At 65.9% G+C, this 2,632-nt stretch carries 2 protein-coding genes; both read left to right on the forward strand.

Annotated features, from left to right (window positions below):
- Positions 1 to 136: 136 nt before the first annotated feature.
- On the forward strand, positions 137 to 1,696 hold the full coding sequence (istA, locus tag ACWJI7_RS14150; RefSeq protein ID WP_479938855.1) for an IS21 family transposase: 1,560 nt from the start codon (positions 137 to 139) through the stop codon (positions 1,694 to 1,696).
- A complete protein-coding gene (gene istB, locus ACWJI7_RS14155; protein ID WP_479938856.1) occupies positions 1,623 to 2,378 on the forward strand; it encodes an IS21-like element helper ATPase IstB in 756 nt (251 codons plus the stop codon). The genes istA and istB overlap by 74 nt, the downstream gene beginning before the upstream one ends.
- Positions 2,379 to 2,632: the final 254 nt, after the last annotated feature.

Raw genomic sequence — 2,632 nt, forward strand, 5'->3', positions numbered from 1 at the left:
TGTCCGACGACAATCTGGTTGAGGGGTCGCGCCAATCAGGTTGACCGCTCTTGAGGGGCTGCGCTGAATCCGGTTGCCATGCGCAGGGCACCGGGCCATGCCTGCTCCCCTCAACGCTCAACAGATTGCGCTGTACATGTCCAAACGACGAGCCGGCAGCCGCCAGGAGGTGGCTGCCGCAGCGGCGGGCATCTCGGTGAGCAGTGCTCACCGGATCGACTCAGGCCGCCTCCAACCCCAAGCTGCCAAGCCCCGCAGCAGGCGCCGACCAGATCCTCTGGCTGAGGTGTGGGAGCCTTTGCTGCTGCCGCTGCTGGAGCGGCATCCGGCGCTCACACCCACCACCTTGCTGGAGCACCTGCAGGAGCAAAAGCCAGATCAGGACTGGAGTTCGCTGAAACGCACCCTGCAGCGGCGGGTGCAGCAGTGGAAGGCGCTGCATGGCCCGACGCCGGAGGTGATGTTTCCGCTGGCGTATCAGCCCGGAGAGATCGGCTTCTGCGACTTCACCAAGGTCAAACGGGTCGTCATCACCTTGAGAGGAGAGCCCTTTCCCCATCTGCTGTTCCACTACCGCCTGGCCTGGAGCGGCTGGGCCTATGGCCAGGTGATCCACGGCGGCGAGAGCTTTGTCGCCCTCTCAGAGGGGCTGCAGAACGCCCTGGCCGCCTGTGGTGGTGTGCCGCGGGAACTGCGTACCGATCGGCTCTCGGCCGCCAGCCGCAACCGGGATGGCAGCTATGCCCTCGACATCACCCCCCGCTACCAGGCCCTCTGCGCCCACTACGGCCTGAGCCCCAGCCGCAACAACCGGGGGGTGGCCCATGAGAACGGCATCGTCGAGGCACCGCACGGCCATGTGAAACGGCGGCTGGAGCAGAAGCTGCTGCTGCGCGGCAGCTGCGATTTCGACGAGCCGGCCGAATACGGCGAACTGCTCGCTGAGGTGTTCAGCGCCCTCAACGCCCCCAGGCAGCGGCGCTACGAGCAGGAACTCGAGCATCTCGGTGCTTTGCCGGCCTTCCGTTTTGCGGACTACGAGCTGCTCAACGTTCGGGTGCGCAGCACCAGCACGATCGAGGTGCGGCAGGTGATCTACTCGGTGCCGCCCACCCTGATGGGCCGCCAGGTGACGGTGCGGCTGCACCACGACCGGCTGATCGTCTACCTGCTCAGCGACTGGGTCTGTCAGCTGCCCCGCGTCTACGGCACCGGCAGCCATGGCCCGAGGGCCTGGTCCATCGATCTGGAGCACCTGATCGATGGCCTGCGCGCCAAGCCACGGGCCCTGCTCCATTGCCGCTACCAGCGCCACCTCTTCCCCGACCAGCACTGGTGGAACTTCTGGCAGCGCCTGCTGGCCAGCGGTGACCGTGACGCGGCAGCCCGGCTCATGGTCGAGGCCCTCTATGTCGCCGTGCGGGTGGCCTCATTTGCGCTGGTGCTCGCCTTCCTGCAGCAGGCGCAGCAGCGCCAGAGCCTGTCCCTCTCGCTCCTGCAGCAACGCTTCCGGGTGCAGCCACGCCGGAGCGCTCTGCCTGATCCCGTCATTCCCCAACACCTGCTGGCCTCCTATGACCACCTCCTCCCCGGTACCCCGCTCAGCGGCCGTGGAAGCGGCGCTGCCGCTGCTGCTCAAACAACGCAAGCTGGCGCGGTTCCGCAGCCACTGGCAGCCGCTCGCTCAGCAGGCTGAGGCCCAGGGCTGGAGCCCCGGCCAGTTCCTCTATGCCCTCTGCGAGCAAGAGTGTGACCACCGACAGGTGGCACGGCGCCAGCGGCTGCTGCGGGAGGCCCATCTGCCCTGGCAGAAGGGCCTCGACGGGTTTGATCACCAGCACCTCGAGCCCAAGCACTGGCAGGAGCTGCAGGTGCTCTCCCGCAGCCACACCTGGCTGCTGCAGGCCGAGAACCTGCTGCTGTTTGGCCCCAGCGGCGTGGGCAAGACCCACCTGGCCATTGCCATCACGATGGCGATGATTGAGCAGGACCAGGCCTGCCGCTTCTTCCCGGCCACCGCCCTGGTGCAGCTGCTGCAGAAGGCCAAGGCCAGCTTTGAGCTCCCAGCCCTGATCCAGAAGCTGGATCGCTACAGCCTGCTGGTGATCGACGACATCAGCTACGTGCGGCGCAGCGAGCTGGAAACCTCAGTGCTGTTTGAGCTGATCTGCCACCGCTACGAGCGCCGCTCGCTGCTGGTGACCTCCAACCAGCCGTTCCGGGAGTGGGACACGATTTTTCCAAGTGGATCGATGACCGTGGCGGCAGTGGACCGGCTGGTGCACCACTGCCACATCGTGGGTATCAAGGGCGAGAGCTACCGGCAGAAGCAAGCGGCCGCAAGGGTTTCCAGCGTCTCCAGCCACCCGCCTACGTAATTGACGCGGGCGCCCTGGCCATCACGATCAGCCACAACAGCGCCTCAGCCCACCAGAAGAGAGGCGGCGACACGAAAACTGGCCCACCCGCCCCTTGATGTCGACGCCGGACGGTCAACTTGATTGACACCTGACGACAGCCTGGTCACGATCCCGATCCCAGCTGCCATCTCAGGCCTCAGCAGGCCTTGAGACAACTGTTTCTACCGGTCAACCAGATTGACGCCACCCATCAACCTGATTGACACGGGACA

This window comes from Cryptocyanus atlanticus LEGE 06306, assembly GCF_056633155.1.

What these genes read in the sequence shown, in the direction of transcription:
- istA (WP_479938855.1), top strand. Translation starts at nt 137, where the DNA reads ATGTCCAAACGACGAGCCGGCAGCCGCCAGGAGGTGGCTGCCGCAGCG.